The organism is Micromonospora sp. L31, assembly GCF_052068075.1.
GTDB classification, from domain to species: domain Bacteria; phylum Actinomycetota; class Actinomycetes; order Mycobacteriales; family Micromonosporaceae; genus Micromonospora; species Micromonospora purpureochromogenes.
In genome coordinates this window covers 72,239-95,649 of record NZ_JBQHDC010000011.1, presented here as the reverse complement: position 1 = coordinate 95,649, position 23,411 = coordinate 72,239, and the positions used below count along the sequence as shown (strand labels likewise).

Here is a 23,411-nt window from a genome sequence, read left to right as displayed (position 1 = left end):
TCGTGATGCCGTGGATCGACGGGGGGAGTGGATGGTGGACCCGACCACGAGGTTCTTCGAGGATCTCGACCGGCGGGGTTACGAGCCCCTGCTGGACAAGACCTCGGGGACGTTGCGCTTCGACCTGCACGAGGGGGCGCAGACGACGCACTGGCTGCTCCAGATCGACCGGGGCAGGCTCGAGGTGAGCCAGGAGGACCGGGAGGCGGACACGGTGATCGGCACCGATCCGGTGTTCTTCGGAGACATGGTCGCGGGCCGCGAGAACGCGATCGCCGCGGTGCTGCGGGGCGACATGACCGTCTCGGGTAACCCGCGACTGTTGCTCCAGGTGGAACGGATCTTCCCGGGTCCCGTCACCTCCACCGGCCCCCGTCACGAATACCGCAGGGAGGCCCGCTGATGGCGCAGAGCAACATGATCCGCATCCTGGACGGCAACACCTTCGTCGTCTCCCAGGACACCGGCGACATCGAGGCGACGCCGAGCGAGCCGACCGGCCTGTTCTCCCTCGACACCCGCTTCCTGTCGAAGTGGGTGCTCACGGTCAACGGCGAGCGGCTCAACGCGCTCTCCTTCGACGACCTGCAGTACTACGAGGCGCGGTTCTTCCTGGTGCCCGGCATGGCCACCCACTACATCGACGCCAAGCTGTCGATCATCCGGGAGCGCGCCGTGGGCGGCAGCTTCCGTGAGCAGGTGACCATCCTCAACCACGACGAGAAGCCGGTGGACCTGGAAATCCGGATGGACGCCGGCTCCGACTTCGCCGACCTGTTCCAGGTCAAGGACGAGATCCTGAACAAGAAGGGCGAGATCTACACGGAGGTGGAGGCGGACCGGTTGCGCCTGGGCTACCGGCGGGGCAACTTCCGGCGGGAGACGGTGATCACGGCGTCCCGCCCGGCCCGCTACGACAAGAACGGGTTCGCGTTCAGCGTCCACCTGGAGCCCAACGAGCAGTGGGACACCGCCATCCAGGTGGACACGGCTGCGCTCGGCCCGGGCGGTCGGGACCTGCGGATGGGTGTGCGGGCGCACGGCACCGAGCGGCTCGCCCTTGAGCACGACCTCCAGGAGTGGGTGGCCAAGGCTCCCAAGGTCAACAGTGAACACCCGGAGCTGGCGTCGACCTACCGGCGCAGTCTGATCGACCTGGCGGCGCTGCGCTTCTCGCCGCTGTCGCTCGGTGGCGCGGCGCTCCCCGCGGCCGGCCTGCCCTGGTTCATGACGATGTTCGGCCGGGACAGCATCCTGACCAGCCTGCAGGTGCTGCCGTTCGCCCCCGAACTGTCCAAGACGACGCTGCGCATCCTGGGCGCCCTGCAGGGCACCCGGTTCGACGACTTCCGGGACGAGGATCCGGGCCGGATCCTGCACGAGATGCGCTACGGCGAGACCGCCGCCTTCGAGGAGCAGCCGCACTCGCCGTACTACGGGTCGGTCGACGCCACGCCGCTCTTCGTGATCCTGCTCGACGAGTACGAGAAGTGGAGTGGGGACGTCGCGCTGGTCCGCGAGCTGGAACGGGAGTGCCGGGCCGCGCTCAAGTGGATCGACGACTACGCCGACCTGGTCGGCAGCGGCTACATCTGGTACGAGCGGCGCAACAGCGAGACCGGCCTGGAGAACCAGTGCTGGAAGGACTCCTGGGACTCGATCCAGTACCGCGACGGCACGCTGCCGCCGTTCCCCCGGGCCACCTGTGAGGTGCAGGGCTACGCGTACGACGCGAAGCTGCGCGCCGCCCGGATGGCCCGGGAGTTCTGGGAAGACCCGGGGTACGCCGACCAACTGGAGCGGGAGGCGGCGCAGCTCAAGGAGCGGTTCAACCGGGACTGGTGGGTGGAGGACGGCGAGTACTACGCCCTCGCCCTGGACCCGGAGGGGCGTCAGTGCGCCACGCTGAGTTCCAACATCGGGCACCTGCTGTGGAGCGGGATCGTCGACCAGGACCGGGCCGAGAAGATCGCCCACCACCTGGTCGGTCCCCGGCTCTTCTCCGGTTGGGGCGTGCGCACCCTCGCCGAGGGCGAGGTCCGCTACAACCCGATCGGTTACCACAACGGCACGATCTGGCCCTTCGACAACTCCTTCATCGCCTGGGGCCTGCGCCGGTACGGCTTCAACGAGGAGGCCGCCACCATCGCCAGCGGCATCCTCGACGCCGCCCGGTACTTCAACGGGCGGCTGCCGGAGGCGTTCGGCGGCTATCCCCGGGAGCAGACCAAGTTCCCGGTGGAGTACCCGACCGCGTGCAGCCCGCAGGCGTGGTCCACGGGCACCCCGCTGTTGCTGCTGCGCACCATGCTCGGGCTGGAGCCGCACGAGGGGCACCTGGCGGTCGAGCCGATGCTGCCGGTGGGCATGGGGCGGATCGAAGTGCTGGACATCCCGGGCCGGTGGGGTCGGGTGGACGCCTTCGCCCGGGGCCGGTTGGACCTGGAGAAGCTGGCCGACTGAGCCGCGTTCCGCCTGCTCTCCCGCCGCCCGCTCAGGGCCGGTGGGGGAGCAGGCAGAACTCGTTGCCCTCGGGGTCGGCGAGGACCGTCCAGCCCGGCAGCTCTCGGACCACGGTGGCGCCGGCCGCCAGCACGTCGGCCCGCTCCTCGGCGTCGCCCACCAGGTCGAGGTGGATCCGACCGGGGGCGGGCAGGTCGGGCACGGGGGAGATCCACACGTCGGGGCGGTGCCCGTGCGGGTCGCGCAGCAGCACCGACTCGCCCGGGTCCAGCGCCCGGTCGGCGAGCTTCGCCTCGTCCTCCGGCACCACCGGCAGCCCGGTGACCACGCTCCAGAAGGGCGCCAGCAGGTACGGGTCGCGGCAGTGGATCACGATGGAGTGCAGCTCCGGCATGCGTCGACGGTAGCCCCGCCGACTCCTTGCGGCGGAGGATTTCCCCACCGGTCAGCGGGCCGGCAGGACGGTGTCGAGGAACCCGGCGGTGACCGCCCGGATGTCCGGCCGGTCCAGGGCCGGGGCGTGGCCGCCGTGGGTGATCCAGGTGTGGGTGGGATGGCCGGCGGCGACGAGTGCCCCGGTGAGGGCGACCGACTGGCCCACCGGGACGGCCGCGTCGCCGGTGCCGTGCACCAGCAGCACCGGCACCCGGTTGCCGAGGTGGCTGGCGACGGTCGCGTCGACGGTGGCGGGGTCACCGGCGGCCGGCGGGTGGCCGAGCAGGTCGGCCCACGGGTCGTCGGGCGCCCGCGACCGGCGCCACTCGTCGTCCAGCGGGTCGCTCACCGGCCAGTACGCCAGCCCCGCCGCGACGTCGTCCGGCCGGTCGATCCCGCGCAGCGCCAGGTGCAGGGCCAGGGTGCCGCCGGCCGAGTCGCCGGCGACGAGCAGCGGCAGCCCGCCCGCCTCGTCCCGGGCGGCCCGCGCCGCCCGGCGTACGTCGTCGAGCTGCGCCGGCCAGTGCGCCTGGTGGGAGAAGCGGTAGGTCGCCGCCACCACCCGCAGCCCGAGCCGAAGCAGGGCCGCCCCGTCCTCGTCCGACCGCCCACGCCACCCACCGCCGTGGATCCAGAGCAGCACCGCGCGTTCCGTCATCCCGCCATCCTGGGCCGCGGGCGCAGGCCGGGGCGAGCCCTTCTGCCAGCGGCAGAGCGACGGACCCGGGGGCCGCAACACCGGGGCCGTCTCCGGCCCTACGGGTCCGTAACCTACGCGGGGTAAAGTTGGCGAATGTCGGAACTCGTGTACCCCCCTGTGATCGCCGCCGCCAAGACGATGTTCCGGGTCCTCGACCTGCGCCTGACCGTCGATGGCAGCCACCACGTGCCGCGTACCGGCGGGGCCGTGCTGGCCAGTAACCACGTCAGCTACCTCGACTTCATCTTCTGCGGCTACGGGGCGCACGAATCCCGCCGGCTGGTCCGGTTCATGGCCAAGCACGAGGTCTTCGCGCACAAGGTCTCCGGCCCGCTGATGCGCGGCATGAAGCACATCCCGGTGGACCGCCGCGCCGGCGCCGGGTCGTACAACGCGGCGGTGGGCGCGCTGCGGCGCGGCGAGGTGGTCGGCGTCTTCCCCGAGGCGACGATCAGCCGCTCGCTCACCGTCAAGGAGCTCAAGAGCGGGGCCGCCCGGATGGCGCAGCAGGCCGGCGTGCCGCTGCTGCCGGTGGCGGTCTGGGGCACCCAGCGGCTCTGGACCAAGGGCCGGCCCAAGAACCTGACCCGCCGGCACACCCCGATCACCATCCTGCTCGGCGAGCCGATGGACCCGGCCGACTGGCCGGACACCAACGCCATGACCGTCGAGCTGAAGAGCCGGCTGTCGGCCCTGGTGGACCGCGCCCAGCGGGAGTACCCGGACAAGCCGGCCGGCCCGGAGGACGCCTGGTGGCAGCCGGCCCACCTCGGCGGCACCGCCCCCACCCTGGAGGAGGCCGCCGAGCTGGACCGGCGCGGGCGGCGCACCACCGCCTCCTGAGGCTTCCGCTCCGGCACCGCCCCGCACGACGCCCCGACTCCCGTGGGCCGGGGCGGTGACCGGATCGTTCCGCATCCGGGCATGATGGTGTCTGCCGCCCCGGCAGCCACCCGGCCAGGATCAAAGCCATGAGCAGAGCAGCACTCGTCGTCATCGACGTCCAGGAGTCCTTCCGTCAGCGCCCGATCTGGGCCCACGCGTCGCAGCCCGACATCGTGCGCCAGGTCGACCGGCTGGTCGACGCCGCGCGTCGCCGAGGCGACCTGGTGGTCTGGGTCCTGCACGCCGAGCCGGGCAGCGGGACGGTCTTCGACCCGGCGCTCGGCCACGTTCGGCTGATCGAGGGGCTGACCCCGGTGGCCTGCGAGCCCACCCTGGTCAAGACGTCCCACAACGCCTTCACCACCACCAACCTCCAGCAGCTCCTCACCATGGCCGGCATCCGCGAGCTGGCCGTCTGTGGCATCCGTACCGAGCAGTGCGTCGAGACCACCACCCGGGTCGGCTGCGACCTGGGCTACGAGATGACGTTCGTGACCGACGCGACGGTGACCTTCCCGACCCCGCACCGGGACCTGCCGCCGACCGCCACCGTCGAGGAGATCCTGGCCGACCCGCGCACCCTCTCCGGCGAGGAGATGACCGCCCGGACGGAGTATGCCCTCGCCGGCCGTTTCGCCACCGTCCGCACCGTCGACGAGGTGGCCGGGGCGACCCCGGTCGGCGCGCGGAGCTGACCCCGATGGCCCGGGTCGTCTTCCTGCTGGTCCCGCAGCTGCACCTGCTGGACCTGGCCGGCCCGGCCCAGGTCTTCTCCACCGCCGCCGACAACGGGTACGACTACCGGCTGCACTACGTCGCCGAGCGGGACACCGTGCCGACCGTGCAGGGCGTACCGCTGGGGGCCGCCACCGGGTGGCCGGAGCTGGACGCGGACGACCTGGTGGTCGTACCCGGCTGGCGGCCGCGGGCGCACGGCCCGGCGGGGCCGGTCGGCCGGGACGACCTGCGGCGCCTGGCCGACCACCACGCCTGCGGCGGCACGGTGGCCAGCATCTGCGCCGGCGCGTTCGCGCTCGGCCGGGCCGGCCTGCTCGACGGGCGGCGCTGCACCACCCACCACGAGGTGCAGGACGACCTGGCCCGGGTCTTCCCGGCCGCCCGGGTGGCCCGGGACGTGCTCTACGTGGTGGACGATCGGGTGGTGACCTCCGCCGGCATCGCCAGCGGCATCGACGTGGCGCTGCACCTGGTGGCCACCCGGCACGGCCCGGCCGCCGCCGCCCGGATCGCCCGAACCCTGGTGGTCTACGCCCGGCGCAACGGGCACGAGCAGCAGGCCAGCGCGATGATGCGGCACCGCTCGCACCTGTCCGACGCGGCCCACCGGGTGCAGGACCTCATCGACAGCCGGTTCTCCGAGCCGCTGCCGCTGGCCGACCTGGCCGCCGCCGGCGGGGTCGCGGAACGCACCCTGACCCGGCTGTTCCGCCAGGCCACCGGGCTCACGCCGCTCGGCTACCAGCAGCTGCTGCGGGTCGAGCGGGCCGAGCACCTGATCGGGCACGGCGCGACCGTCGAGTCCGCCGCCCGGGCCGTCGGGTTCACCGACGCCCGGATGCTGCGCCGGCTACGGGCCCGGGCTCACTCGCCGACCGCGTCCCGCGCCGACGGCGCCGGCGTGCGGTAGTAGTCGTCCCGGGACAGGAACTCCACCGGCAGCGAGCCGGGCAGCGTCACCCGGACCACCCCGTCCAGCGGACCGGGCGCCGCCCGGCGGGCCAGCTCGTCGCGCTCCGGCGGGGAGAGTTCGACCAGGTCCGGGTGGCTCAGCCGGAACGTGGCCACCGACCGGCGGACCAGCCGGGCCAGCTCCGTCACCGTGTCGGCCGGACCGCCGAGGGCGAGCGCCGGCTGCTGGATGGTCCGCAGCGCGTCGCAGACCACCAGCAGCTCCCCGTCGGCCGTCGAGTCCGGGGCGGACCGCTCCGCCGTCGGCCGGGCGGGTGGCGGCAGCTCCAGGCGGGACGGCCACTGCCAGCGGATCTGCCCGCTGACCAGGCGGGACAGCCGAAGAGCGCGCCGGTGCCGGGCGTCGCTACGGCCGTCCCGCCCGGAGACCACGGCCAACTCGGCGCCGGCGCACACGTACGCCAGCCGCCGGTCGGTGACGGTGACGGTGGCCGGCGCGGGCAGCACCCACTGCCGCCGGGTGCCGGTGGGGCTGAGCAGGCAACCGGCCACCGGGGTACGCAGCCGCCGCAACACCCGCTCGCCCGGCTCGGGGACCAGCTCGTAGCGCCGGTCCAGCACCGGCCGGAGCTCGTCGTCCGGCGCGTCGAAGCGGTGCGGTGCGATGAAGAACGGGGACGCGTCCTCGCGCATCGTCACGACCTCCCGGCGGTTGACCTCCTGCCGGTAAGCCTCGCCCAGCCCGCCGGGCCTGTCATGACAGCCGTTAGGGGGTCGGCCGGTCGGCCGCCGCCTGCGACCGGTAGATGCCGATCTCCTCCGGTCGGACGAGGCCGTCCTCGATCGCCCGGGCCAGCAGCGCCGCCTTGGTCGCCGCCGGCCGGCCCGCCCGGGTGTACTTGATCCGCGCCCGGTCCACGTACTGCTTGACGGTGTGCTCGCTGATCCGCATCCGACGGGCCACCGACGCCTTCGACATCGACTGGAACCAGAGCAGCAGCGCCTCCCGTTCCTTGTCGGACAGGGCCGGACGGTCGGGGCGGGGGTCGCCCACCATCGCCCCGGCCAGCGCCGGTGGTACGTACGGGCGGTCGCTGGCGGCGGCCAGCACGGTCGCCACGCAGTGTTCTCGCCCCTCGTGCTTGGCCAGGAACGCCGCCGCTCCGGCGTCCAGCGCGGCGAGCATCGTCGCCGGGTCGGTGTGCTCGGAGTAGACCACCACCCGCCGACCGGCGGCGCTCAGCTCGGCCAGTTTGTCGATCACCATCCGTCCGTGCAGGCGCAGGTCCAGCAGGACCACGTCGGCGTCCGGCGCGTCCCGCAGCACCTGGTCCGGATCGTCCCCGGTGGCCAGGACACGCAGCTGCGGCTCGGCGGCCAGCCAGGCCCGCACCCCGTCGATCACCACCGGGTGGTCGTCCACGATGGCCACCCCGACGGGCCGGTCACCGCTCACGTCCTGCGCCACCGGGTCTGCGTCCACCTGATCTCCCCGTCCCGCTCCTGCACGTGCTCCACCTGGCCGTCGTCCTCGACGTGGCTGGGCGGACCGGTCCCGGCGGAATCGTCCACCTCGGGAGTGACCAGGCTGACCACCACCTCGTCCGGGCCGGCGACCACGGTCAGCCGGGCCCAGCGCCGCGCCTCGGCCAGCGCGGCGGTCGGCGGGTCCACCAGTCGGCGGCGGACCTCCACCGGCAGCAGCGGGGGCGTGCCGATGGCCACCAGGTCGATCGGCAGGCCGTTCCGCTCGGCCAGGTCGGCGGCGGCGCGCAGCTCGTGCAGCAGCGGGTCCGGCACGTCGTCCGACTCGGCGATCAGCCGGCGCAGCCGGGCCGCGGCGAGCACGCACCGGCGCTGCACCAGCGGGTCGGCCGGGTCGGCGCGCCCGTCGGCCAGCTCGGCCAGCACCTCCTCGGCGGCGCCGCTGACCAGGGCGAGCCGGGCCTGCCGCTCCCGCCGGGCCCGCTCGGCGGCGTCCCGCTCGGCGGCCACCGCGAAGGTGGCCGTCGCCGTCGCGGCGCGTTGCCGGGCCAGGCCGGCGATCACCGCCGCGCCGGTGAAGACCGCGATGGGCAGCGACGACGTGCCGTAGACGTACATCACGTACCGGGTCAGGTCGGCGGGGGCGGTCGCGCCGTGCCCGAGCAGCGCGGCCAGCGCGATCAGCGAGTGGGCGGCGAGCAGCGCGAGCAGCCAGGGGATCCGCCGCCCCCAGAGCACCAGCACGAAGAACCAGCCGAGGGTGCCCCAGACCCAGTTGGCGGCGGTGAACAACAGCTCCCGCCCGCTGGCCGCGAAGACCGCCGCGTCCACCGCCAGCAGCACCGCGACCAGCGGCAGCGCTGGCGGCCGGGCCCCGCCCAGCAGCCGGGCCGCGGCGTACCCGCCGGTCGCGGCGACGACCAGCCAGCCGGCCGCGACCACCGCCGGCGCCGCCAGCTCGGACCACGACCCCAGCAGCGCCGGCAACCCGATCACCGCGTGCCAGACCAGCGCGATGGCGACGGCCGCGATCCGGGCGCCCCGGTCCGAGGCGCGGGCCACGTCGACCGCCGGGACGTCGTCCGGCGGCGGGAGGCTCGCCGGGGACGGATCGACCCGGGGTACGGCGACCGGGCCGGCGTCGAGGTCAGCCGACATGGGGCCATTCCAACCGGATCCGGGTGCCCTCGCCAGGGGCGGAGGTCACCTCAGCGTGCCCGCCGACCTCGGCCAGCCGCCCGCGTACCGACTCGCGCAGCCCGTACCGGTGGGCCGGGACGGCGGCCGGGTCGAAGCCGGGACCGTCGTCGACCACCTCGACCACGACGGTCTCCGCCTCAGTGGTCAGCCGCAGCGTCACGGTGGCGCCGGGCGCGTGCCGGGCCACGTTGGCCAGCGCGGCGGCGGTGGCGTCCGCGAGCGCGGTGGCGGCCGCTGTCGGGGCGGCGCAGGGCGCCAGCTCGGCGGTCACCGCCAGCTCCGGATGGGCGTCGCGCACCGCCCGCAACCGCTCGTCGACCGCGACCCGGCCGCCGACCGGCGCGGACCGCGCGTCGGCGAGCCCGACGAGGGTACGCAGATCGGCCCCGGCCCGCCGGCGCAGCGCGGGTGACCCGTCGGGCACCGCACCGAGGCCGACCATGGTGAGCGTGCCGAGGACGGTGTCGTGCAGGTCCCGGTTCTGCCGTCGCTCCGCCTCCCGGGCGGTACGGGCGATCAGCGCGTCCCGGCGCAACCCCTGGTAGGCGGCGAAGGCCCGGTCGGCCCGGCCGATCCGCCGGCGCATGACGGCGGTCATCATCGCCGCCAGCCCGGTCTGCCCGAGCAGGGTCGCCGCGTGGGCGGTGGCCTCGGCCGGGTTGCCGGCGGCGGTGGCGCCGGTGGCGTAGGCGGCGGTGAGCAGCAGCCCCGCCGGGACCGACCAGCGGGCGGCGGCGGTGGCCTGCGTGTTGATCACCGTGGTGCTGGCCAGCACCGCGATCCAGCTGCCCTCACCCGGCAGCACCTCCGGCGCGACCAGGTGGGGGATGAGCAGGCATGCCGCCGTGGTGAGGGCCACGTCCCCGGTGACCAGCGCGGGGCCGATCCCGGCGCGCAGCGCGCGGACGGCGTAGAGCACCGACCACGCCGTCAGCACCGCGACCGCCACGAGCAGCGCCCCGGTCCGCACCGGCGGGGTGCGCACCGTCAGCGCGGTGACCGCCCCGACCAGCCCGCAGGTGAGCCGCAGCAGGGCCGGCAGGGTGGTGAAGATGAGCGTGAACGCGCCACCGGCCGGCCGGTCCAACAGCGACGGCGGCGAGGTCGGAGCGGGTACGGCCGACATCGGGGAGGCGTCCTTCGGGCAGCGACCCGTCCGGGTCCGCGCAGCGGTAGATCGACGACGGAGAATAGCACGGTACGTCCGTTCCGATCACCTTCGGTACGCGTCGTGTCGCTGACAGGTCAACAGGCTCCCACCGTCGCGGCGGCGAGCAGGTGGCAGCTGACCCCGATCACCGCCGGGTCGCACTCGAACGCCCGCGCGCAGGCGACCGCCTCGCGGAACACTGTGGACTCCTCGGCCGCGCCGAGCGTCTCCAACACCGGCCAGAGCGGACCCTCGATGCCGTACACGGTGACCGCCGGCAGCCCGGCGGCGGTGAACTCGTCCACCAGCTGCTCGGGGCGGTGGAAGTAGGCGGTGGTGAAACCGGTGGCCGGGTCGTTGACCCCCGTCGCGTACGCAGCCAGGATCGCCGGCCGGGTGTCGTCGTCCACCCGGCCCTGCCGGACCAGGTCGATCATCGGGGTGTTGCGGCTGATCGCGGCGGCCAACACCGGCCCGCCCGGACGGGTGACCCGGGCGGCCTCCCGCAGCGCGGTGACCCGGTCGCCCCGCTCGGTCAGGTGGTAGAGCGGGCCGAGCAGCAGCGCGGCGTCCACACTGGCGGCGGCGTAGGGCAGGTGCCGCGCGTCGCCCGCGCTGGCGCTCGCCACCGGGTGGTCGCGCCGGGCCGCCGCCGCGTGCGCCGGCACCAGGTCGACCAGGTGCACCGGGTGGCCGGCGGCGGCCAGCCAGCCCGCGTACGCCCCCGGGCCGCCGCCCAGGTCGAGCACCGTCGCGGGCGGCGGCAGCAGCCGCGCCAGCAACTCCCGGGTACGGGCTCGCTCCAGCCGCCCCTGCGGCGTGCGGTCCAGTCGGCCGGCCTCGTCGTAGACGTCGGTGTAGTAGCGGCGGATGTCCGGCTCGGGTGCTCGGGTCGGTGGCATCCGTCGATGGTGGGGGCCGGTGCGCCGGACGTCACCCGGTTTCCGCGCCGCATCGCGGGTGGGTCCGGCGTCGCCCTCATGGAGGGCCGGTGTGACGTATCGGGGGAGGCCGGCGCTGAGGGGCACGGAAGGTGTGGTCCGGAAGGCGCCCCGGGCACACCGCCACTCCGTCATCCCCCAAGACCGGAGACCTCATGCTGCACACCGCACTGGCGAAGCTGCTCACCCTGAAGGTCGGTGCCACGGCGCTCGCCGTGACCGCCACGGGTGGGGTGGCGCTCGCCGCCGCGAACCACGCCCTGCCGAATCCGCTGGCCGGGGCGAGCGCCAAGCCCTCGGCGCACGCCACCGGCGCCCCCGCCGACAAGGCGAAGGGCGAGAAGTCGCCGGACGCGAAGGGCAGCCCCTCGCCGTCCCTGGTCGGCCTCTGCCGCGCCTACACCGCCAAGGCCGGCGACAACCCGGGCAAGGCGCTGGAGAGTTCCGCCTTCACCGTGCTGATCACCACCGCCGGCGGCCGGGAGCAGGTGGCCGACTACTGCGCCACGCTGCTCGCCGCCGAGAAGGGCAAGCCGTCCCACCGCCCCTCGGTCCCGCCCAGCCACCCGACCGGCAAGCCGGACGCGCGACCCAACCCGCAGGACACCACCCGTACCGGGGGCCCGGGCGGCGGCCACAAGCCGGCCGCCCCGACCGCCAGCTGAGCTCCGACGCCGGGCGGGGCACCTCACCCCCATTCCCCCCTCCGCCCCGCCCCGGCGTCGGTCAGGCCGCGTCGCACCGATTACTCACCCCCCTTGGTGGTCGGTGCGACGCGCGCCGCACCCCCGCCCCGCCGGGGCGAGCCGGGGCGGCGGTTCGCGGCCGCCGCCCCGGCGGGTCCGCACCGGGGCCTGGCCGGGTCTCCCGGTCTCGCGACCGGTCGTCGTACCGTCGGTCAGCTCGCCGCCCAGCCGGCGGCGTTGCTGGTGGACTCCCGCGAGATGCCGGAGCCGGTGTCGGGCCACTCCCCGAAGCGTTCCTCGTGCAGGTGGGCGAAGAAGTAGCACATTTCCTCGCAGTCGGCGTCCAGCACGGCCATCCCCGGGTCGGCGCGCACGGCTTCGTAGAACGCCCGACCCAGCGCGACGATCCAGCCCCGGCAGTAGAGGAACCCGTCGTGGGAGCCGTCGGTCACCTCGTGGACGTCCTCCCGGTCGATGTCGTGGAGCTTCCGCTCGACCACGCGGTCGAGGTCGGTCAGCTCCCGGCCGGACAGCTCGGCACAGAGCGCCCGGAGATTGGCGAGGAACGGGTCGAGCCAGTCGTCGATCGCGTACGGGTCGACGTCGTCGGCCTCCGGGTCGCGGGTCGCCAGGGCCCGGCGCAGCGCCGCCGGCTCCGGGCCGAGCCGCTCCCAGGCGGCCTCGACCAGTGCCCAGAAGCGGGCCTCGTCCTCCACAGTGGGCACCTGGATCGCGTCAGCGGTGTCGGTCACCGGCGGAGGGTAGCGAGCCGGACCGACAACCGGCCCGCCGCTTCCGGCCGGCCGTCGTCGGGCGGCCGGGTGGACGCCCACGGGGCTAGATTGGGGCCGTGACCGGGCGGATCAGGCCGCGGGAGTTCCACCGGCTCGACGGCGTCGAGGACTGGCGGATGCTCTTCCACGCGACCTGCGCGCACTTCCGCACCGGGTCGTTCGCCCGGGGCGTCGCCCTGGTGGCGGCGATCGGCGGGCTCGCCCACGCAGCGGGCCACCATCCCCATGTCGACCTGCGGCCCGACGGCGTGACCGTACGGCTGCTGACGCCCGACGTGGACTGGCCCAGCGAACGCGACGTCACGCTGGCCCGGCAGATCTCCGAGGCGGCGCGCGAGCTGGACGTGCCCGCCGACCCCGCCGCCCTCCAGCAGGTCAACGTCGCCGTCGACGCCCTCGTCATCCCCGAGGTGCTGCCGTTCTGGCGCGCCCTGCTCGGCTACCGGGACAAGGGGCCCGAGGACCTCGTCGACCCGCACGGCCACGGGCCCTCGTTCTGGTTCCAGCAGATGGACGTCCGGCGCACCGCGCGCAACCGGCTGCACGTCGACGTCTCCGTGCCGCACGACCAGGCCGAGGCGCGTATCGCGGCGGCGCTCGCCGCCGGGGGTCGCCTGGTCACCGACCGGAACGCCCCGACGTGGTGGGTGCTGGCCGACGCTGAGGGCAACGAAGCGTGCGTGGCCACCTGGCTGGGCCGCGACTGAACGTCGGCGAGCCGCCCCGGCGGGGCCCGCCGGCAACTCGGTTGCGGCGCTCACCCCGGTTCGCTGAGGATGGCCGCGATGAGCGCTCTCAAGATGCACGCCGACGAGATCGAGACCGACGTCGACCTGGTCCGTCGCCTCCTGGCCGGACAGTTCCCGCACTGGGCCGGGCTGCCGATCCGGCGGGTCCCGTCGTACGGCACCGACCACGACATCTACCGGCTCGGTGAGCACCTCGTCGTCCGGCTGCCGCGGATCGGTTGGGCCACCAGGCAGGCAGCCCAGGAGGCGGAGTGGCTGCCGAAGCTCGCACCGCACCTGCCGCTGGCCCTGCCCGTGCCGGTGGCGATGGGGCGTCCCGCCGAGGGCTATCCCTTCGACTGGTCGGTCTGCGAGTGGCTGCCGGGCGAGAACGCGAACGGCACGATCGACGACCTGGACCGGGCGGCGGTCGATCTCGCCGCGTTCGTGGCCGCGCTGCGCCGGATCGACACCACCGGCGCCTTCCCCCGCCTTCCCGGCAAGCGGGGCGCACCGCTCGCGGAGCTCGACGAGGGCGTCCGGCGGGCGGTCGCGCGGCTCGGCGACCGGATCGACGGTACGGCGACCCTGCGATCCTGGCAGGAGTCGCTCGACGCCCCGGCATGGGACGCCCCGGAGGTCTGGGTGCACGGTGACCTGCTGCCGGGCAACCTGCTCGTCGTCGACGGCCGGCTGTCGGCGGTCATCGACTTCGGCGGCCTCAACGTCGGTGATCCCGCCTGCGACCTGCAACCGGCGTGGAACGTGTTCGCCGGCGCCAGCCGCGAGCGGTTCCGCGCCGAACTGGACGTCGACGACGCGTCGTGGCTACGGGGGCGTGGCTGGGCGCTGTGCCAGGCCGTGATGGCCCTGCCCTACTACTGGGAGACCAACCCCGGCATCGTCCGGCAGGCCACGCACGCCCTGGCGCAGGTCCTAGGCGACCGGCACTGACCTCCCGGTCCACCTGCCTGGCCGGCACGGCCTCCACCGGCGGGCAGCCGTAATCCGGGTCCGATCGGCTGTGCGGCCGGCTGTGTCCGAGCAGCCTGCGATACGGTCGGACGCTGTGACCGCGCCTGAGATCACCGTCGCCACCGCGGAAGACCGTGGACGCGTCATCGCCTCCCTGGTCGCCGCCTTCACCAAGGATCCCGTCCTCCGGTACCTGTTTCCCGACGAGGCGACCTATCCCCGGTACGCCGCCGCCTTCTTCGGGCACCTCTTCGACAAGCGGGTGGGCAAGGAAACGATCTGGACGATCGAGCGCGGCGCATCTGTCGCGATCTGGGAGCCTCCCGCGATGCAGAGCGAGTGGCCGGACGACGACCTCGTCGCCCAACTGCCCGCCGACGCACTGGCCCGCGTCCACGCCTACGACGAGGCCGTGCACGCGGCACTGCCGGCCGCTCCCTACTGGTACCTCGGTGTCCTGGGTACCCACCCGCAGAACGCCGGCCGCCGGTGGGGCCACGCCGTCATGACAGCCGGACTGCTCCGCGCCGCCGCAGCCGACCTGCCGGCGATCCTGGAGACCAGCAACCCCGACAACGTCGAGGTGTACGGCCGCGCCGGCTGGGAGGTGGTACGCGCCTTCACGGAGCCGCTGCCCACTTGGATCATGCGGCATCCGGGCTAGGCGTCAACCCGCCGGCTCGTCGGTGACGTAGGGGCCTAGCCGGGGCAGCGTCACATGGACGTGAAGGACGATGTGCGCGTAGTCGAGACAGGGGCCTTCAACCAGGCCTCGTGAATGCCCGCCATGGCGCGCCCGGCGGGTGGCGGAGGAAGGAGCAGGCATGTCAACCGAACCGGAGCCCGGCCTCGCGCCCGAGCACACGAAACCCCGTTACGCCGAGGATCCGATCGTGATGACGGTCGACGGGCAGAACTTTCGCATCCGTCAGCGTGCCGAGACGCCCGGCGGGTACGACTTCGACTGGCTCAGCGGGCCGCACGAATACGGCTTCGGGATCACCAGAGCTGACGGCTACGCAATGACGCTGCCTGAGATCGAGGAGGCCATCCGGAACTTCCTCGCTGAGATCGATCCCGCCACGGGATACCTGAAGGAGTAGTTGAACGGGCGTGACCTTGCCCATTACTTCTGGGGCTATGTCGATCGGGTGGCCGTGGACGAGGCCAGGAAACTCCGCGCCGCCGCGCCGCCGGTGCCCAGCAGGCGGTGGATGAGAGCGAGGCGGCGTAGGCCCGCTACTGCTTCCCGGCCATGTACCGGCAACGGGCCGCCCACCAGCAAGGTAGGCGGCCCGTTCTGCTGTGCGTGTGTGGGGACTACACCCAACGCCCGCCGTTGGGGCCTGCCTTGGCCATGCCGAGCAGGTGGGCCAGCCGGTACCGCAGTACGCGCGCCTGCCCGATCGACAGGACGAGGCTGGCCGCGGCGCTGCCTTCCACACTGGTCAGGTTCACCATCGGCTCGGCGGCCGGGTGCAGAGCCTGGACGAGGGCCACGTCAACGATGAACGTCTCCGGCCGGTTGGTGTTCACGTGCCGGGCGCGGGAGCGATGCTCGCCTCGGCGCTGGCAGTCGGTCCGGTCGCACCAGCGCGGGTGGCCCTGGTCGGCCGGCTCGGCAAGCGTGCCGGTCGCGTAGACGTGCACGTAGCCGCAGGGCCGAGCCACGTCGGGTGCCAGGCCGACCGGATGGGCGTCCAGCCCGGCGCGGGCGATTAGGGCGGTGGCGTGGGTGGTGTGCGCGGGGCAGGTGTACGCGCAGGCGTCCAGGGAGTAGGCGGTGTACAGCTCGATGCGGACCGTCGCGGGCTCTCCGCAGATGGGCAGGGTGGGTAGGGTGCTCACGGGTCGCCTCCTAGCTAGGCGATCAAGGCCCTCGATCAGCGGCGCAATCGCTGGTCGGGGGCCGCCTCTGTTCTGGCCACGACAAACGTACAGTCCATGTACGTCTAGTGACTAGACGTCTAGAGTCTGGACAACCCCGAACACGTACAGATCATGTGCGTGCCTACGCTCTCGCCCATGACGAGCCCGCTGTCCAATGTGCCGCTCTACCGGCAGTTGGCAGATCTGCTTGCCAAGCAGATCGAAGAGGGCAAGCTCCTTCCCGGGCAGCCGTTGCCGAGCGAACTGCACTTGCAGCAGACCTACGGCGTTGCCCGAGGCACCGTGCGGATGGCCATGCGCGAGCTGCGCGACAGGGGCCTGGTCGTCACCGTTCACGCGCGGGGCACCTTCGTTGCCGAGCAGGGTTGACCACGGCTGACGCGGTTGTACCGGGCTATGTCGAAGATCAGCCTGATCAGCGTTTCCGCTGGTGACAGTGGTGCGCCCGGCAGGATTCGAACCTGCGGCCTTGGGATTAGAAGTCCCCTGCTCTATCCGCTGAGCTACGGGCGCGCGGCGTGCGTGTCGCGCCAAGAGGGTACCGCCGCACCCCCGGGCCGCGGGGGAACGGGTGCCCGCTGCGGCGCGGTGATCAGCGTCGCACGCCGTCGCTCGTCCGGTCATCCGGGTTCCGGCCGGGCGCGCCCCGTACCCTCGGTTTGTGCTGCTGGAACCGGACGCCGAGAACGAGGTCGCCTACGAGCTGTGCCAGCTCCTGGGGCGCGCGATCCTGCCGGTCCGCCCCGCCGGGCCGGCCGACGACGGGCCCGCCGGCACCGCGTTCTTCTTCGCGCACGCGACGGGGGAGTACCTGCTCACCGCCGACGTCGTGACCCGGGTCGAGGCCGGCGAGGTCGGGCTGCGGCCGAGCGTCACCGAGCCCGCCGGGGTGGCCCCCGACGCGCTGGTCCTGCCGCACTTCACCGGCCGGTGGGCGCACCTGCCCGATCTCGGGGTGGCGGTGCTGCCCACCGCCGAGCTGCACGAGCGGGCGGCCGGGCAGGGCTGGGGCTGGCGTACCCAACCGGTGCCGGACGCGGTCGCGGCCGGCGCGGACGACGTCGCCCGGATCGGCGCGGAGCCGGTCACCGCGATCGTGCTGGCGCTGGGTGTCCGCGACGACGGATCGCGGCCGCTGGAGGTCGCGGTCGAGCGGGCCGTCCGCGCGGGCGACGGCCTGCGGATCACCGGCGAGCTGCCCGCCGGGTACGTCGGCGCGCCCGTCTTCGGCGTGCAGGCCGACCCGGCGGGCGAGGTCGGGCTGCGCTGCCTGGGCCTGGTGCTGCCCGGCGAGGGCGGCCACCGGGTGGCCACCTTCGACCGGATCGCCGCCGAGCTGCCGACCGGCGGCTGAGCGCCGCTCAGCCGGCCTGCGGCGTCCCCGCCGGTGCGGTGTCCGCGGCCGGCTCCCGGCTGCCCGGGACCGCGGCGCCGGCCGGGTCCGTCGGCTCGGGGCCGGCGCTCGTCGGGCCCGCGCCGAGGAACGCCTCGGCCCACCGCCCGACCTCGGCGAAGACCTTTTCGCGTACGGCGGGGCCGGAGAGCGTCAGGTCGTGCAGGCCGCCGTCGAAGCGGGCCAGGGTGACGTGGCGACCGAGCCGGGGCGCCCAGCGCACCATGTGCTCGACGTCGAGGACGGCGTCGGCCAGGGCCGCGGCGTCGTGCCACTTGGTGCCCTTGAAGCTGCGGGTCGAGCAGGCCAGCAGCACGGGCACCGGGATCTCCAGCCCGGCGCGCAACTGCCGCTGGGCGGTGCGGATGGCATTGATCCAGCCGGCCCGGACGGGGAACCCGGCGAGCGGCTTCCAGGCCAGGTCGTACGTCCACTCGCCGCGGTGCTCGGCGTGCAGGCTCTCGCCGTACACGGTGCCCAGGCCGAAGGGGAGGACGCGCTGCGGCGCGCGGCGGCCCAGCCGGGAGACGGCGGCCGCGAGGGGTCGACGGACCAGCCAGGGGGCGTTGATGTCGAAGAACGGGCTGTTGAGGAAGAGCCCGTCGACCAGACCGGCGTCGCGTCGGGCGTGCGCCCAGAGCGAGAGGATCAGGCCGCCGGTGGAGTGGCCCATGGCGAGCAGGGTGTCGTGCCCGTCGTCCTCGCGGATGATCTTCGCGGCGGCGTCCAGCTCGGGGAAGTAGTCGCCGAGGTCGCGGCAGAAGTTCGGGGTCTGGTGCGACAGCAGGCTGCGACCGTACTTGCGCAGGTCGAGCGCGTAGAAGTCCCAGCCGCGCTCGGCGAAGAAGTCGGCGACGTGGGTCTGGAAGAAGTAGTCGACGAAGCCGTGCACGTAGAGCACGGCCCGCCCGGTGGGGCGCTCGGCACGCCGCCGGACCAGGGTGGCGACCACCGGTCCCTCGTCGTCGGCGCCCAGGTCGATCGTCTGCCGCTCGTACGGCGGCCCCAGCACGTCCGGTTCCACGAAGGCGACGGTACGCCCGGAAGCTACCGGGCGGTAGCCCCCCGTTGCCGTCCCCGTCCGACCGCACCGGTCGGACGAGGACGGTCGACGCGTGGCTCAGGCCGTCTCTGCGTCGACCCGTTCGAGGTCGGCGTCGGCGTCGGCCACCTGGTCGCGGCCCGGCTGGCCGATCTCCCGGACGTGCTTGTTGTGCCGGGGCTCCTGCCGCGTCTTGGCGTCGTTGAGCCGCCGGCGCAGGTCGTCGCGGACGTCGTGGAGCGCCGCGCGCAGGTCCTCCTCGCTGGAGGTGGTGACGATCTTCTGCCGACCGGCGATCCAGCACTCCAGCGTGACCTTCTGCCCGCGCGCCTCGCGGTCCTTCACCGACACCTCCAGCTCGGTGGCGTCGGCGTGGAACGCGGCCAGCCGCGCGTCCAGGGTCGCGAACTGTTCCACGATCCAGTTCCGGTCGCCCTGGGAGAAGCCGGCGCCGACGCGCAGGCACTCGGCAACGGTCGCCGGGTTGGTCACCGCGCTCATCGCCGCACCTCCCGCTCGGTGCGGACGGGGCCGGTGGTACGCGAGCTGAGAATCATCGTCACTGACCTTTCTCATCGAACCTCGTGCCGTGCTGGCTCTCGGTTGATCAAATCCATACCCAGCCGGAGCCGTTCCCACGCCGGGCGACCCCGCCTTCCGATCCTGGTCACACCCGGTACGGCCACCCAGGCATGCTCGGCCCCTAGCAGACCGGGACCTTGATCAGGTCGTTGTCCACAGCCCCTCCCGTCGTCCACAACCCCGGTCCGGCCGCTCGCCCCGTGGCGCCTACCCGGCCAGGCTCGGCACCGAGTCGACTCGCCACGGCAGGCCCTGAACCCCTGGGAGGGGACAATGTTCGATACCTATGTAACAATTGTCGGTAATGTTCTGACGGCCCCCGAGTGGCGCCGCACCACGCAGAGCAAGACGCTGGTCGCCAACTTCAAGGTCGCCTCGACCGCCCGCCGGCTCGACCGGGACAGCGGCCGGTGGGTGGACGGGAACAGCCTCCGCGTCCGGGTCAACTGCTGGCGCAAGCTGGCCGAGGGGGTGGCGGCCTCGGTGATGGTCGGCGACCCGGTGGTGGTGGCCGGCCGCCTCTACACCCGCGACTGGACCGACGACGCGGGCAACCACCGCACCCTCTACGAGCTGGAGGCGGTCGCCGTCGGGCACGACCTGTCCCGCGGGCGGGCCCGGTTCCTGCGCAACAAGCCGACCATGGCCACCAGCACCGTCGAGGACGCCGAGGCGGCCGGCCGGGTGCAGGGCGAGCCGACCGAGCCGGTGCCGCACGAGCAGGCGCCGGCCGCGCCGGACGACCGGCCGTTCGACGAGGACTTCGAGTTCTCCGGCTTCGCCGTGCCCGGTGCCGGCCACGACGTTCCCGGCACCGGCCTGGCGGAGCTCACCGACCCGTTCGACGAGGAGGGCGACGACGCTCCGGTGTCCGGCGATGAGCTGGCCCCGGTGCCGGGGGACGGCGAACAGGGCGCCGGGGAGGACGAGCTGGACGCCGCACCGGAGGAGACCGCCGTCGCGCCGGCCGGGCGGGGTCGGCGCGGGCGCGGCCGGGTGCCGGTGCCGGCCTGACCGGGCGGGCCGGAGCGGTGAGCCGCGCAGGGGTGGCTCCGCTGCGGCCCGACGGGGTGTACGGACGGGGGCGGGGTGGCGACGGCGGCGTCGGTCACCCCGCCGTACGGCTAGGCTGGCCGGCCGGAGGTGGTGCGAGGTGCGTCAGGCGACCGCCGCGGCGAACGCGGCAGGGCTGGTGGCGGGGTACGCCCTGGACTCCCTGCTCGGCGACCCGCGTCGCTGGCACCCGGTGGCCGGCTACGGCCGCGCGGCCGGTGCCCTGGAACGGCGGGTCTACCGCCCCGACCGGGCCGCCGGCACCGTCTTCACCACGCTCGCCGTCGGCGCGCCGGTGCTGCTCGGTGCCGCCGCCACCGTGGCGACCCGGCGGCACCCGGTGCTGCGGGGCCTGCTCGTGGCCGCCGGCACCTGGTCGGTGCTGGGCGGGCGCACCCTGCGGCACGAGGCCGACGTGATGGGGTCCGCCCTGCGCGGCGGCGACCTGCCGGCGGCCCGGCGCCGCCTGGGCCACCTCTGCGGGCGGGACCCGTCCGCGCTCGACGAGTCCGAGCTGGCCCGGGCCACCGTCGAGTCGGTCGCCGAGAACACCTCCGACGCGGTGGTCGCCCCGCTGCTCTGGGGAGCGGTCGCCGGCCTGCCCGGCCTGCTCGGCTACCGCGCGGCCAACACGCTCGACGCCATGGTCGGCCACCGCTCGCCCCGCTACGCCCGCTTCGGCACCCCCTCCGCCCGCCTCGACGACGGGCTCAACCTGGTGCCGGCGCGGCTGACCGGGCTGTTCACCGTCGCCCTCGCCCCGACTGCGCACGGCGACCGGGCCCGCGCCTGGCACGTCTGGCGCCGCGACCGCGACGACCACCCCAGCCCCAACGCCGGCCAGTGCGAGGCGGCGATGGCCGGTGCCCTCGGCGTTCGGCTCGGCGGGCGAAACGTGTACTTCGGTCGCTCCGAGGTGCGGCCGTTCCTCGGCGACGGCCCCCGCCCCGAGGCGCGGCACCTCCGGCGGGCCGCCCGGATCTCCGGCGCCGTCGGGCTGGCCGCGCTCGCCCTCGCCGCGACCTACCCGCTGACCGTCGGCCGGCTGGTGGACGCCGCCGGCCGGCGGACGCTGCGCGCACTGCGTCCACGGTTCGCCCCCACCACGGACCGGCGACCGGTCGGCCCGGCGGTCGCCGCCCGGCGCGTGGTCGACGCCGGGGCGGGCCGGGGGAGTGGACGGTGAGCGGCGGGCTGCTGGTCGCCGGCACCACCTCCGACGCCGGCAAGAGCGTGCTCACCGCCGGCATCTGCCGCTGGCTGCACCGTCGGGGGGTCGCGGTGGCCCCGTTCAAGGCGCAGAACATGTCCAACAACTCCGCGGTGGTCGTCGGCCCAGACGGCCGCGGCGGCGAGATCGGCCGCGCCCAGGCGATGCAGGCCGCTGCCTGCGGGCTCGCCCCCGACCTGCGGTTCAACCCGGTGCTGCTCAAGCCCGGCAGCGACCTGGCCAGCCAGGTGGTGCTGCTCGGCGAGGCCGTCGACACCGTCACCGCCGGCAACTTCCGCGAGCTGCGGCCGAAGCTCGCCGAGACCGCGTACGCGGCCCTGGCCGAGCTGCGCGAGGCGTACGACGTGGTGATCTGCGAGGGCGCCGGCAGCCCGGCCGAGATCAACCTGCGGGCCGGCGACTACGTCAACATGGGCCTGGCCCGGCACGCCGGCCTGCCCACCATCGTGGTCGGCGACATCGACCGGGGCGGGGTGTTCGCCTCGATGTTCGGCACCGTCGCCCTGCTCGACCCGGCCGACCAGGCGCTGGTCGCCGGCTTCGTGATCAACAAGTTCCGGGGCGACCTGGGGCTGCTCCAACCGGGGCTGGACATGCTGCGGGGGGTCACCGGCCGCCCGACGTACGGGGTGCTGCCCTGGCACCTCGACCTCTGGCTCGACGCCGAGGACTCGCTCGCGTATGGGCGGGTGCTCGGCCGGCCCGCCGCGCCACGCGGCACCGACTGGCTGGACGTCGCCGTGGTCCGGCTGCCCCGGATCAGCAACGCCACCGACGTCGAGGCGCTCGCCACCGAGCCGGGCGTGCGGGTCCGGCTGACCGTCGAGCCCGCCGAACTGGCCGCCGCCGACCTGATCGTCCTGCCCGGCTCCAAGTCCACCGTCGCCGACCTGGCCTGGCTGCGCGAGACCGGCCTCGCCGACGCCGTCACCGCGCACGCCGCCGCCGGCCGGCCGCTGCTCGGCATCTGCGGCGGCTTCCAGATGCTCGGCCGGGCCATCCACGACCCGGTGGAGAGCCGCCGGGGCACCGTCCCCGGGCTGGGCCTGCTCCCCGTCGAGATCACCTTCGACCGGCGCAAGACCGTCCGGCAGGCGGTGGGCACCGCCGCCGGTGGCGTCCCGGTGCGCGGCTACGAGATCCACCACGGGTACGTCTCGACCGCCGACCCGGGCCTGCCCCCGCTCCTGACCTACGCCGACGGCGACGGCGAGGGCGCGCGGCTCGGCGCGGTGTACGGCACCCACTGGCACGGCGCGTTCGAGTCCGACGAGTTCCGCCGCCGGTTCCTCACCGAGGTGGCCCGGACCGCCGGGCGGCACGGTTTCCGGGTGGCGCCGGACACCGCCTTCGCCGCCGCCCGCGAGCGCTCGCTCGACCTGCTGGGGGACCTCGTCGAGGAACACCTCGACACCGACGCGCTGTGGCGGCTGGTCGAGACCGGCGCGCCGGCCGACCTGCCGTTCATCCCGCCCGGCGCCCCGCCGGCGACCTGATCATCCCGGGAACCGGCCGCGCCGCCGCCTGATCGACACCGGTTACGGGGGGAAGTGGTGGTATCCCGTTCGCTGGGATACCGCAACCTCGCCGACATCGCTGAGCGGGCGCGGCCCGGCCCGACTGGCGCGGCCCGGTCAGGGGCGGATGTCGGCGGGCTCGTCGGAGAACGGCAGCCCCGCCTCCCGCCACGCCTGCACCCCGCCGATCATGTCGGTCGCGTTGCGCAGCCCCAGCGCCTGCAGGCTCGCCGCCGCGAGGCTGGAGGCGTAGCCCTGCCGGCACACCACGACGATCTCCCGGTCGTACCCGGTCGCCTCGGGGATGCGCCACTCGCTCGCCGGGTCCAGCCGCCACTCCAGCACCGTCCGGTCGATGACGACCGCGCCGGGCAGCTCGCCCTGCTCGCGGCGCTGCGACTCGGTACGGGTGTCGACCAGCAGGGCACCGGCCCGCACCGCCTCGACCGTCTCCTGCGGACTCAGCCGGCGCAGCCCGGCACGGGCCTGTTCCAGCAGGGCGTCCACGCCCGGACTCATCACGTCATGCAGCACATCCAGATCATGCCGGTCACCGGAGCGACCGCCGGGCGAAACGGCCGGGCGGAAGACGGAACCAGGCTCACGGGGGA

27 protein-coding genes and 1 tRNA gene are annotated in these 23,411 nt (G+C 74.3%); 15 read left to right on the top strand and 13 right to left on the bottom strand.

Annotation, left to right across the window (positions count from 1 at the left end; genetic code table 11):
* Positions 1 to 31: 31 nt before the first annotated feature.
* Both ACTMS9_RS25475 and ACTMS9_RS25470 read left to right on the top strand, forming a co-directional pair.
* Entirely contained in the window at positions 32 to 403 is a 372-nt protein-coding gene (locus ACTMS9_RS25475) for an SCP2 sterol-binding domain-containing protein (RefSeq protein WP_357611182.1), read from the top strand.
* A complete protein-coding gene (locus ACTMS9_RS25470) occupies positions 403 to 2,463 on the top strand; it encodes an amylo-alpha-1,6-glucosidase (protein WP_441142785.1) in 2,061 nt (686 codons plus the stop codon). Before ACTMS9_RS25475 ends, ACTMS9_RS25470 begins: the two co-directional genes overlap by 1 nt.
* A 31-nt stretch (positions 2,464 to 2,494) precedes the next feature.
* Here the strand turns inward: ACTMS9_RS25470 and ACTMS9_RS25465 are convergent, their stop codons facing one another.
* Positions 2,495 to 2,857 carry a VOC family protein gene (locus tag ACTMS9_RS25465; RefSeq protein WP_334571502.1) on the bottom strand — a complete coding sequence of 121 codons (363 nt, stop codon included), beginning with the start codon at positions 2,855 to 2,857 and terminating at the stop codon, positions 2,495 to 2,497.
* A 51-nt stretch (positions 2,858 to 2,908) separates the two neighbouring features.
* Complete coding sequence (locus ACTMS9_RS25460; protein ID WP_441142783.1) at positions 2,909 to 3,556, bottom strand: alpha/beta hydrolase; 648 nt, start codon at positions 3,554 to 3,556, stop codon at positions 2,909 to 2,911.
* A gap of 135 nt (positions 3,557 to 3,691) precedes the next feature.
* Between ACTMS9_RS25460 and ACTMS9_RS25455 the strand changes: the two genes are divergently transcribed.
* The 3 genes from ACTMS9_RS25455 (at position 3,692) to ACTMS9_RS25445 (ending at position 6,131) form a co-directional block, all read left to right on the top strand.
* Positions 3,692 to 4,441, top strand: coding sequence for a lysophospholipid acyltransferase family protein (locus ACTMS9_RS25455; protein ID WP_441142781.1), 750 nt, complete (start codon positions 3,692 to 3,694; stop codon positions 4,439 to 4,441).
* 128 nt (positions 4,442 to 4,569) lie between these two features.
* On the top strand, positions 4,570 to 5,178 hold the full coding sequence (locus tag ACTMS9_RS25450) for an isochorismatase family protein (protein ID WP_441166195.1): 609 nt from the start codon (positions 4,570 to 4,572) through the stop codon (positions 5,176 to 5,178).
* A 5-nt stretch (positions 5,179 to 5,183) separates the two neighbouring features.
* Positions 5,184 to 6,131, top strand: coding sequence for a GlxA family transcriptional regulator (locus tag ACTMS9_RS25445; RefSeq protein ID WP_441142776.1), 948 nt, complete (start codon positions 5,184 to 5,186; stop codon positions 6,129 to 6,131).
* Here the strand turns inward: ACTMS9_RS25445 and ACTMS9_RS25440 are convergent.
* The 5 genes from ACTMS9_RS25440 to ACTMS9_RS25420 all read right to left on the bottom strand — a co-directional run bounded on the left by ACTMS9_RS25440 (position 6,086) and on the right by ACTMS9_RS25420 (position 10,870).
* On the bottom strand, positions 6,086 to 6,826 hold the full coding sequence (locus ACTMS9_RS25440) for a hypothetical protein (protein WP_441142774.1): 741 nt from the start codon (positions 6,824 to 6,826) through the stop codon (positions 6,086 to 6,088). The two genes, ACTMS9_RS25445 and ACTMS9_RS25440, sit on opposite strands and share 46 nt — an antisense overlap.
* Positions 6,827 to 6,899: 73 nt before the next feature.
* The gene (locus ACTMS9_RS25435) at positions 6,900 to 7,616 is read right to left on the bottom strand and encodes a response regulator transcription factor (RefSeq protein ID WP_441142772.1); all 717 of its coding nucleotides are present in this window, start codon (positions 7,614 to 7,616) and stop codon (positions 6,900 to 6,902) included.
* Complete coding sequence (locus ACTMS9_RS25430; protein ID WP_441142771.1) at positions 7,586 to 8,776, bottom strand: hypothetical protein; 1,191 nt, start codon at positions 8,774 to 8,776, stop codon at positions 7,586 to 7,588. The genes ACTMS9_RS25435 and ACTMS9_RS25430 overlap by 31 nt, the downstream gene beginning before the upstream one ends.
* Positions 8,766 to 9,944 (bottom strand): sensor histidine kinase, encoded by a 1,179-nt coding sequence (locus ACTMS9_RS25425; RefSeq protein WP_441142769.1) that lies wholly within the window; start codon positions 9,942 to 9,944, stop codon positions 8,766 to 8,768. Before ACTMS9_RS25425 ends, ACTMS9_RS25430 begins: the two co-directional genes overlap by 11 nt.
* 119 nt (positions 9,945 to 10,063) lie before the next feature.
* Positions 10,064 to 10,870: a class I SAM-dependent methyltransferase gene (locus ACTMS9_RS25420; protein WP_441166194.1), complete on the bottom strand. Its 807-nt coding sequence runs from the start codon at positions 10,868 to 10,870 to the stop codon at positions 10,064 to 10,066.
* 194 nt (positions 10,871 to 11,064) lie between these two features.
* Here ACTMS9_RS25420 and ACTMS9_RS25415 point away from each other — a divergent pair, with 194 nt between their 5' ends.
* Positions 11,065 to 11,574: a hypothetical protein gene (locus ACTMS9_RS25415; protein ID WP_441142765.1), complete on the top strand. Its 510-nt coding sequence runs from the start codon at positions 11,065 to 11,067 to the stop codon at positions 11,572 to 11,574.
* 233 nt (positions 11,575 to 11,807) lie between these two features.
* On the opposite strand, the gene ACTMS9_RS25410 is transcribed toward ACTMS9_RS25415, so the two are convergent.
* On the bottom strand, positions 11,808 to 12,347 hold the full coding sequence (locus tag ACTMS9_RS25410) for a DUF4240 domain-containing protein (RefSeq protein ID WP_441166193.1): 540 nt from the start codon (positions 12,345 to 12,347) through the stop codon (positions 11,808 to 11,810).
* Between the two features lie 98 nt (positions 12,348 to 12,445).
* Between ACTMS9_RS25410 and ACTMS9_RS25405 the strand changes: the two genes are divergently transcribed.
* From ACTMS9_RS25405 to ACTMS9_RS25390, 4 genes are all read left to right on the top strand, one after another.
* A complete protein-coding gene (locus ACTMS9_RS25405) occupies positions 12,446 to 13,096 on the top strand; it encodes a VOC family protein (RefSeq protein WP_441142761.1) in 651 nt (216 codons plus the stop codon).
* Between the two features lie 78 nt (positions 13,097 to 13,174).
* The gene (locus tag ACTMS9_RS25400; RefSeq protein WP_441166192.1) at positions 13,175 to 14,071 is read left to right on the top strand and encodes an aminoglycoside phosphotransferase family protein; all 897 of its coding nucleotides are present in this window, start codon (positions 13,175 to 13,177) and stop codon (positions 14,069 to 14,071) included.
* A gap of 115 nt (positions 14,072 to 14,186) precedes the next feature.
* Entirely contained in the window at positions 14,187 to 14,756 is a 570-nt protein-coding gene (locus ACTMS9_RS25395; RefSeq protein ID WP_441166191.1) for an N-acetyltransferase, read from the top strand.
* A 160-nt stretch (positions 14,757 to 14,916) separates the two neighbouring features.
* Positions 14,917 to 15,195: a hypothetical protein gene (locus tag ACTMS9_RS25390; protein WP_441166190.1), complete on the top strand. Its 279-nt coding sequence runs from the start codon at positions 14,917 to 14,919 to the stop codon at positions 15,193 to 15,195.
* Positions 15,196 to 15,412: 217 nt separating this feature from the next.
* On the opposite strand, the gene ACTMS9_RS25385 is transcribed toward ACTMS9_RS25390, so the two are convergent.
* Positions 15,413 to 15,940 (bottom strand): hypothetical protein, encoded by a 528-nt coding sequence (locus tag ACTMS9_RS25385; RefSeq protein ID WP_441142753.1) that lies wholly within the window; start codon positions 15,938 to 15,940, stop codon positions 15,413 to 15,415.
* A 177-nt stretch (positions 15,941 to 16,117) separates the two neighbouring features.
* Between ACTMS9_RS25385 and ACTMS9_RS25380 the strand changes: the two genes are divergently transcribed.
* Positions 16,118 to 16,351, top strand: coding sequence for a GntR family transcriptional regulator (locus ACTMS9_RS25380; RefSeq protein WP_257028134.1), 234 nt, complete (start codon positions 16,118 to 16,120; stop codon positions 16,349 to 16,351).
* Positions 16,352 to 16,419: 68 nt separating this feature from the next.
* On the opposite strand, the gene ACTMS9_RS25375 is transcribed toward ACTMS9_RS25380, so the two are convergent.
* Positions 16,420 to 16,495, bottom strand: a tRNA-Arg gene (locus tag ACTMS9_RS25375).
* Between the two features lie 148 nt (positions 16,496 to 16,643).
* Here ACTMS9_RS25375 and ACTMS9_RS25370 point away from each other — a divergent pair.
* Positions 16,644 to 17,336: a hypothetical protein gene (locus ACTMS9_RS25370; RefSeq protein WP_441166189.1), complete on the top strand. Its 693-nt coding sequence runs from the start codon at positions 16,644 to 16,646 to the stop codon at positions 17,334 to 17,336.
* 7 nt (positions 17,337 to 17,343) lie between these two features.
* Here the strand turns inward: ACTMS9_RS25370 and ACTMS9_RS25365 are convergent, their stop codons facing one another.
* Both ACTMS9_RS25365 and ACTMS9_RS25360 read right to left on the bottom strand, forming a co-directional pair.
* Positions 17,344 to 18,399, bottom strand: a complete 1,056-nt coding sequence (locus ACTMS9_RS25365; protein ID WP_441166188.1) for an alpha/beta hydrolase — start codon at positions 18,397 to 18,399, stop codon at positions 17,344 to 17,346.
* Between the two features lie 96 nt (positions 18,400 to 18,495).
* Positions 18,496 to 18,918: an HPF/RaiA family ribosome-associated protein gene (locus ACTMS9_RS25360; RefSeq protein WP_441166187.1), complete on the bottom strand. Its 423-nt coding sequence runs from the start codon at positions 18,916 to 18,918 to the stop codon at positions 18,496 to 18,498.
* A 354-nt stretch (positions 18,919 to 19,272) separates the two neighbouring features.
* Here ACTMS9_RS25360 and ssb point away from each other — a divergent pair, with 354 nt between their 5' ends.
* The 3 genes from ssb to ACTMS9_RS25345 all read left to right on the top strand — a co-directional run bounded on the left by ssb (position 19,273) and on the right by ACTMS9_RS25345 (position 22,779).
* The gene (ssb, locus tag ACTMS9_RS25355) at positions 19,273 to 20,013 is read left to right on the top strand and encodes a single-stranded DNA-binding protein (RefSeq protein WP_441166186.1); all 741 of its coding nucleotides are present in this window, start codon (positions 19,273 to 19,275) and stop codon (positions 20,011 to 20,013) included.
* 139 nt (positions 20,014 to 20,152) lie between these two features.
* Complete coding sequence (locus tag ACTMS9_RS25350; protein ID WP_441166185.1) at positions 20,153 to 21,238, top strand: cobalamin biosynthesis protein; 1,086 nt, start codon at positions 20,153 to 20,155, stop codon at positions 21,236 to 21,238.
* A complete protein-coding gene (locus ACTMS9_RS25345; RefSeq protein ID WP_441166184.1) occupies positions 21,235 to 22,779 on the top strand; it encodes a cobyric acid synthase in 1,545 nt (514 codons plus the stop codon). The genes ACTMS9_RS25350 and ACTMS9_RS25345 overlap by 4 nt, the downstream gene beginning before the upstream one ends.
* Before the next feature lie 138 nt (positions 22,780 to 22,917).
* On the opposite strand, the gene ACTMS9_RS25340 is transcribed toward ACTMS9_RS25345, so the two are convergent.
* Positions 22,918 to 23,319 (bottom strand): rhodanese-like domain-containing protein, encoded by a 402-nt coding sequence (locus ACTMS9_RS25340; RefSeq protein ID WP_154942725.1) that lies wholly within the window; start codon positions 23,317 to 23,319, stop codon positions 22,918 to 22,920.
* Positions 23,320 to 23,411 lie beyond the last annotated feature (92 nt).